Raw genomic sequence first — 7,314 nt, 5'->3', positions numbered from 1 at the left:
CCCCCCCTCCCACAGTTTGACTGCATGTCCAAAGGGCATGTGGTCAGCCGTAGAATCGTGGCCGCTCGGGCAGCTCGACCCGCACGATCTGCCCACTCTGCTGCGCTTCGACGCAGGCATCCGCCGCCACCGCCGCGGCAAAACCATCCCAGGCCGAGGGGCCGCCGACTTGCCCGGCGCGGACGCCGTCGATGAAGGCCTGCAGTTCGACGTCGTAAGCGCCGATGAACCGGTCTTTCCAGTCCATCAGGATCGCATTGGAAAGCTTGGCGCCGCTGCGCAGTTGCACCTGGGACGGCTCCGGCAGCCTGGCGATGCCGGTCTCCCCCACCACTTCGCACTGGATGTCGTAGCCGTACTGGCAATTGACGAACACTTCAACGTCGATCCGTGTGCCCTTGGCGGTTTCCAACAGGACGATCTGTGGATCGCGCAAGTGCGCCAGGGCCTTGCTGGTCTTGCGCGGGAACACCACCTGCACCGAGACGTAGTCGTCGGCCAGCAGCCAGCGCAACACGTCCAGCTCGTGAATCAAGGTGTCGGTGATGGCCATGTCGGTCTTGTAGTTTTCGCCCACGCTGGGGTTGCGGTGGGCACAGTGCAGCATCAACGGCTCGCCGATCTGCCCGCTGTCGATCACCGACTTGAGCGCCCGATAACCTTCGTCGTAGGGACGCATGAAGCCCACCTGCACCAGGCGCTTGCCGTGGGTCACTTCGGCATCGACGATCCGGCGGCAGCCTTCGGCCGTGACCGCGAGCGGCTTTTCACAGAACACCGGTTTTCCGGCCGCGATGGCCGCCAAGACAAACTCTTCGTGACTCGGTCCCCAGGACGTGACGAGGATCGCCTCGACGTCCGGCGCTTTGATCAGTGCATGGCCGTCGGGATAGACCTCGGCGGTCAGTTTCAGGTCGGCCACGACTTTCGCCGCCTGCACGAGGTTGATGTCGGTCACCGCCACGACCTGGCTGTTGAGCAAGGTCTGGCTGCAACGACGGATGTGGTCCTGGCCGATGGCCCCGGTGCCGATGACGCCCAGCTTCAAAGACATGTGGAACTCCATAACGTAGGTGTTGGCGCAATCAGTATTGACGGGCCTTGGCCAGTCGTTCGTTGAGGGTCTTGGCGACAGCATCGGTGCGGGCGCTGGTGGAGACTTGCGCGACGCCGACCCGCCACCAGGACAGGTACTTGTGAATCATGGTCTTGGGCAGGACCTTGATGTCGATCAGCGTCGAGACCGTCTGCCGCCGGGCGTCGGCCAGGGCCGCGTGCAGCTCGTCCAGCGTCTGGACCTTGTAGGTCTTGCAACCGTAGGCCGCCGCGCTCATGGCGAAATCCACCGGCACGAAGCCGCCGTCGAGCTTGCCGGTCTCGGGATTGCGGAAGCGGAACTCGGTGCCGAAACTGTCCATGCCGTGTTCCATCTGCAGATTGTTGATGCAACCGAAGGTCATGTTGTCCAGGAGCACCACGTTGATCTTGCGCCGTTCCTGGATCGAGGTCGCCAGTTCCGAGTGCAGCATCATGTAGGAGCCATCGCCCACCAGCGCGTAGACCTCTTTATCCGGCTCGGCGAGCTTCACGCCCAGGGCGGCGTTGACCTCATAGCCCATGCACGAATAGCCATATTCGACGTGGTAGGTGTTCACGCCCTTGCTGCGCCAGCTGCGCTGCAAATCACCCGGCAGGCTGCCGGCGGCGGCAACGATGACGGCGTCATCGGCCAGGGATTCGTTGAGAGTACCCAGCACGCGGCTTTGGGTCAGGCAGGAGCCGGTGAGCTCGATGAATTCGCGAAACACCGCCGGGTCCATGTGGTCATTTATTTCCGGGACAAAATCCTGGGTCTGGAAGTCCGCCTGATAGATCCGGTCCACTTCCGCATCGAGTTGGGCCTTGGCATCGGCGATCTGCCCGCCCCATTCGGCCCGGTACCCCCCCAACTGGTCGGCCAGCGTCTCCAGGCCAGAACGGGCGTCGGCCAGCAGTTGCACACCATCAAGTTTCAGCGCATCGCACGGACTGATATTAAGGTTGAGAAACTGCACGTCAGGGTGCTGGAACAGCCATTTCGACGCTGTGGTGAAATCGCTGTAGCGGGTACCGATGCCGATGATCAGGTCCGCTTCCTTGGCCAGCAGGTTCGCCGCCAGGCAACCGGTTTCGCCGACGCCGCCGACGTTCAGCGGATGAGCGGACACCACGGCGCTTTTCCCCGCCTGGGTTTCGGCAAAGGGAATGCCAAAACGCTCGGCAAATGCCTGCAAGGCCGCGTTGGCCCCGGAATACTTCACCCCACCGCCGCAGATAATCAACGGTTTACGCTTGCCCTTGAACAACGCCAGGGCATCGCCGAGCATCGCCGCGGTGGCCGGGCGACGGTCGATGCGGTGGACACGCTTTTGCAGGAAATAATCCGGGTAATCGTAGGCCTCGGCCTGTACATCCTGGGGCAGCGCCAGGGTCACCGCGCCGGTTTCGGCCGGGTCGGTCAGCACGCGCATGGCATGAATCGCGGCGGTCATCAGTTGCTCGGGGCGGTTGATCCGATCCCAGTACTTGCTCACGGCCTTGAACGCATCGTTGGTGCTGATGCTCAGGTCATGGAACTGCTCGATCTGCTGCAGCACCGGATCGGGTTGGCGACTGGCGTAGACATCACCGGGCAACAGCAGCAACGGAATGCGGTTGGCTGTCGCGGTGGCGGCGGCGGTCAGCATGTTCGCCGCACCGGGGCCGACCGACGAGCTACAGGCGTAGATCCTGCGCCGCAGGTGCTGCTTGGCAAACCCGATGGCGGCATGGGCCATGCCCTGCTCGTTGCGGCCCTGATGGACCACCAGGTCGCCACTGTCCTGCTCCAGCGCCTGGCCCAGGCCAAGCACGTTGCCGTGGCCAAAAATGGTAAACACCCCGGCGACGAACTTGCTCTGGACGCCATCGACCTCGATGTACTGGTTATCGAGGAATTTCACCAGGGCCTGGGCCATGGTCAGTCGTGTTGTGGTCATGCTTGCACCTTATTTGGAATGCAAATCCGGCAAATTTGCTCACCCCCCTGCTCGCGAAAGCGGCCTGTCAGGCGACATCTGTGTTGGATGTACTGCCGCCTTCGCGAGCAGGCTCGCTCCCACAATGGGATCTTCATCAAGTCAAAATCGTGTCAGGCCTGCGAGCTTTGCAGGTGGCTCATGCTCGCCCCCAACGCCTGGCGGATGTCGGCCAATTCATGAACGCTCTCGGCGAAGGGCTCGAAGGACAGGTAGCCGTCATAACCGCCACTCACCAGCGCTTCAATCTGCGCGGCATTGCCGAGAATATCGCCCTCGCCCACCAGCACCCGGTGGCCGTCACGAATCGTCGCCAAGGGTGCCTTGGCATCCTCGACCCCGGAGATGTGCACCAGCCCGGTCAGTTCAGGGAAGAATTCCTCCTCGCCGGCCAGGTGATGATGAAAGGTGTCATGCACCAGGCGGAACACATCCAGCCCGCCGATGGCCTTGATCGCTTCCACCGCGGTGCGTTTGCGCCGTAGCGAGCACTCTTCGAAGCCCAGCGGTTCGATGAAGCCGTAGATGCCGAAGGCGCGAAGGATCGGCGCCAGCTCACTGAGGGCGGTGCGTAGCCCCGCCGCGCGTTCGGCGGCGTTGCGCGGGTCGGCGCGGTCGTTGAGCGGGCACATCACCAGCCCCTCGGCGCCGCACTCGCGGGCGTAATCGGCCAGGCGCACGGCCTGGGCGCGGCGCTCTTCGTTCCACACGTCGAACGGGTACAGAGCGTTGATCGACAGGACCTTGATGCCGCGTTCCTCGCACAACTCACGGACCCGGGCGGGCGGCATGCCGTCTTCGATCTCGACGCCCTTGAGGTCATTGCGGATCTCGATGGCATCGGTTTTCAACGCCAGCGCCAGGTCGATGAAAGCGGGCAGCGACAGGCGCGGGGCGACCATTCGGTTCAAGGCAAAACGCAGGGGCTTGTTCATTGTTGTTCTCCCTCCGGCATTCATCAAAATGGGTTATTGAGCGGTGGGCATGCTGAATTCGGGGCCCTTGGCGATGCTGTCCGGCCAGCGCTGCATCACGCTCTTGTAGCGACTGTAGAAACGCAGGCCTTCCTCGCCATAGGCATGGTGGTCACCGAACAGCGAGCGCTTCCAGCCGCCAAAGGAGTGCCAGGCCATGGGCACCGGAATCGGTACGTTGATACCGACCATGCCGACCTTGATGCTGCGGGCGAATGCCCGGGCGATGCCGCCGTCACGGGTAAAACACGACACGCCGTTGCCGAACTCATGGGCGTTGATCAGCGCGACCGCCGTGGCGAAATCCGGCACACGAACGATCCCCAGCACCGGGCCGAAAATCTCCTGCTGATAGATGCTCATCTCGGCAGTGACCTGGTCGAACAGCGTCGCCCCGACAAAGAACCCCTGCTCGGCCCCGGGCACCTTGAAGCCCCGCCCGTCGACGATCAGCCGCGCGCCCTCGGCCACGCCGGCGTCGATGAAACCTTCGACCTTGGCCTTGTGCTCGGCGGTCACCAGCGGCCCCATGTCGGTGCCAGGCTGCTGGCCGTTGCCAACCTTCAACTGGTCGATGCGTGGCAACAGCCGGGCAATCAACTCATCCGCGACGTCGCCCACCGCCACGGCGATGGAGATCGCCATGCAGCGCTCGCCGGCCGAACCGTAGGCCGCGCCGATCAGCGCATCCGCCGCCTGGTCGAGGTCGGCGTCGGGCATGACGATCATGTGGTTCTTCGCCCCGCCCAGGGCCTGCACGCGCTTGCCATTCGCGGTGCCCTGCTGGTGGATGTATTCGGCGATGGGTGTGGAGCCGACGAAGGAGATCGCCTCGATGTCCGGGTGCTGCAACAACGCATCCACCGCCGTCTTGTCGCCCTGGACCACGTTGAACACGCCATCCGGCAGTCCGGCCTCGGTCAGCAACCGAGCCATCAGCAGGCTGGCGGACGGGTCGCGTTCCGAGGGTTTGAGGATGAAGCAGTTGCCCGCCACCAGCGCCAGGGGAATCATCCACAGTGGCACCATGACCGGGAAATTGAATGGCGTGACCCCGGCACACACGCCCAGTGGCTGGCGCAGGTTCCAGTTGTCGATGCCGCCGCCGATGTTGTCGCTGAAATCGGTCTTGAGCAGGCTCGGCGCGCCGCAGGCGTACTCGACAATCTCGATGCCTCGGGTGACTTCGCCGTGGGCGTCGGACAGTACCTTGCCGTGCTCGCGGCTGATAATCTGCGCCAGCTCGTCGTGATGGCGGTCAAGCAGTTCCTTGAACTTGAACATCACCCGGGAACGGCGCAACGACGACTGTTCGGACCAGCCAGGAAAGGCCGCCAGCGCCGAAGCTACCGCCGCCTCGACAGTGCTCGGTTCGGCCAGCGCCACCCGGGCCTGCACCGTGCCGGTGGCGGGGTTGAAGACGTTGCTGAACCGCGCGGCGTCGCTGCTGTGCACCTGACCATTGAGGTAATGGCCTATTACCGGGGTGTCGCTCATTGTCCTGGTTCTCCGTAGAAATGTTCGATTCAGAGGTCGAGCAGCCAGCTATGTTGCGGATCGTTGTGGAATTGCCAGACCCGCTTCGGACCGGCCATGACGTTCAGGTAATACGACTCGTACCCGTAGGGCACGCTGACCGGGTGGTAACCCTTGGGCACCACGACCAGGTCGCTGTTTTCCACGGCCATGGCCTGGTCAATGCTGCGATCGTCGGTGTAGACCCGCTGGAATACGAAGCCCTGGGACGGATTGACCTGGTGGTAATAGGTCTCTTCGAGAAAGCTCTGGTGCGGCAAGTCATCGGTATCGTGCTTGTGCGGCGGATAGCTGGACGAGTGCCCTGATGGCGTGCGCACTTCCACCACCAGCAGCGAATGGGCCGGTTCGCTGTCCGGCAGAATGTCGCAGACGTAGCGGGTATTGGCACCCTTGCCGCGCACACTGCGCTTCATGCTCTCGGGACGGATCAACCGTGGGCCGTACGCATTCGGCGCGCCGCCCGGCGCGGCGCACACCGCCACTTGCACATCGCTCAGCGCGGTGACCTGGGCCTGGCTGCCGGGGGGCAGATAGGCGGCGTAGGGGGATTTATCCTCGAATACCGACTGGCGATCGCCGAGGTTGTCCCAATCGAAGGCGCCCTGCCCCGGTGCTTCGCCCTTGAGGTTGATGCGGCCGCTGAGCAGTACCACGCACAGTTCCCGGTCTGTGGCGGCCACCGGCAGGCTTTCGCCAAGGCTCAAGCGGTAGGCGGCAAAACCGACGTATTCCAGCGCGTCGCGTGGCAGTTCGACCATGGTTCGGTCGCTGGGATTGCTCTTGATCAGCAGGCTCATGGCGCAGTTCTCTCTTGCAACAGGGCACGCAGGGTTTCGTAGCCCTTCTTGGCATAGATATAACTCGGCGCCACCGCTGGGTCCTGCTCGGCTTCCACCACCAGCCAGCCCTGATAATCGGCGGCCAGCAGCACATCGAGCAACGCGGCGAAGTCGATATCGCCGTCCCCAGGCACGGTGAACGTGCCGTTGATGATGCAGTCGGGAAAGCTCCAGAGGTTGTTGCGCGCCAACTGCACCACGGGTTTGCGCACGTCCTTGAAGTGCACATGGCAGATGCGCTCGATGTGTTTGCGCAACACCTGCAGCGGTTCGCCGCCGCCCATGTAGCAATGGCCCGAGTCGAATAACAGCCCGACCTCGCTGCCGGTCAGGGCCATCAGCTTGTCGATGTCCGAAGGCGATTCAACGTAGGCGCCCATGTGGTGGTGGTAGGCCAGGCGCACGCCTTGGGACAAGGTGAAGCGGGCCAGCTCGGTGAGCTTGTCGGCGTAGGCTTGCCAGGCCTCGTCAGTGTGAAAGCGTGGCCGCTCGAGCAACGGAACGCGCTGGCCCTGGATCGAATCGGCCACTTCGCCGTAGACCAGCACCGTTGCGCCGTTCTGCGCCAGCAGCTCGACATGGCTGGCGATGGCGTCGATTTCCTCCGCTGCGGAGCGCCGCGCCAGTCGACTGGAATACCAGCCGGAGACCAGCGCCAGGTCGTAAGGGCGCAACACCTCACCAACGCCCTTGGCGTCCTTGGGAAACTTGCCATTGAGCTCGAAACCTTCGTAGCCGATTTCCTTGCCTTCGCTCAACGCCGTGCTCAACGGCGTCTCGCCGCCCAACGATGGCAGGTCGTCGTTGCTCCAGGAAATCGGGTTGATGCCAATTCGAATAGCGGGCATGGCTGCACCTTTTGTTGTTTTACATAACCAGGGCGGCGAACCCCTGTGGGGGGGGGGG

6 protein-coding genes are annotated in these 7,314 nt (G+C 63.3%); all 6 read right to left on the bottom strand.

All coding sequences use genetic code 11. The features are described from left to right. Nucleotides 1-43: 43 nt before the first annotated feature. On the bottom strand, nt 44-1,054 hold the full coding sequence (gene iolG / locus ACE04F_RS23355) for a bifunctional inositol 2-dehydrogenase/D-chiro-inositol 1-dehydrogenase (RefSeq protein ID WP_486110101.1): 1,011 nt from the start codon (nt 1,052-1,054) through the stop codon (nt 44-46). 31 nt (nt 1,055-1,085) lie between these two features. After that, nucleotides 1,086-3,017, bottom strand: a complete 1,932-nt coding sequence (gene iolD / locus ACE04F_RS23350) for a 3D-(3,5/4)-trihydroxycyclohexane-1,2-dione acylhydrolase (decyclizing) (protein WP_486110100.1) — start codon at nt 3,015-3,017, stop codon at nt 1,086-1,088. Nucleotides 3,018-3,169: 152 nt separating this feature from the next. Next, nucleotides 3,170-3,991, bottom strand: a complete 822-nt coding sequence (locus tag ACE04F_RS23345) for a TIM barrel protein (RefSeq protein WP_486110099.1) — start codon at nt 3,989-3,991, stop codon at nt 3,170-3,172. A 33-nt stretch (nt 3,992-4,024) separates the two neighbouring features. Further along, nucleotides 4,025-5,527 (bottom strand): CoA-acylating methylmalonate-semialdehyde dehydrogenase, encoded by a 1,503-nt coding sequence (locus ACE04F_RS23340; protein ID WP_486110098.1) that lies wholly within the window; start codon nt 5,525-5,527, stop codon nt 4,025-4,027. A gap of 29 nt (nt 5,528-5,556) precedes the next feature. Beyond that, complete coding sequence (gene iolB / locus ACE04F_RS23335) at nt 5,557-6,366, bottom strand: 5-deoxy-glucuronate isomerase (protein WP_486110097.1); 810 nt, start codon at nt 6,364-6,366, stop codon at nt 5,557-5,559. Beyond that, nucleotides 6,363-7,256, bottom strand: coding sequence for a myo-inosose-2 dehydratase (iolE, locus tag ACE04F_RS23330; RefSeq protein WP_486110096.1), 894 nt, complete (start codon nt 7,254-7,256; stop codon nt 6,363-6,365). Before iolE ends, iolB begins: the two co-directional genes overlap by 4 nt. Nucleotides 7,257-7,314: the final 58 nt, after the last annotated feature.

The organism is Pseudomonas sp. AGC41, from assembly GCF_057334555.1.
The sequence above is the reverse complement of the archived record's forward strand: the minus strand, read 5'-3'. Positions and strand labels throughout refer to the sequence as shown.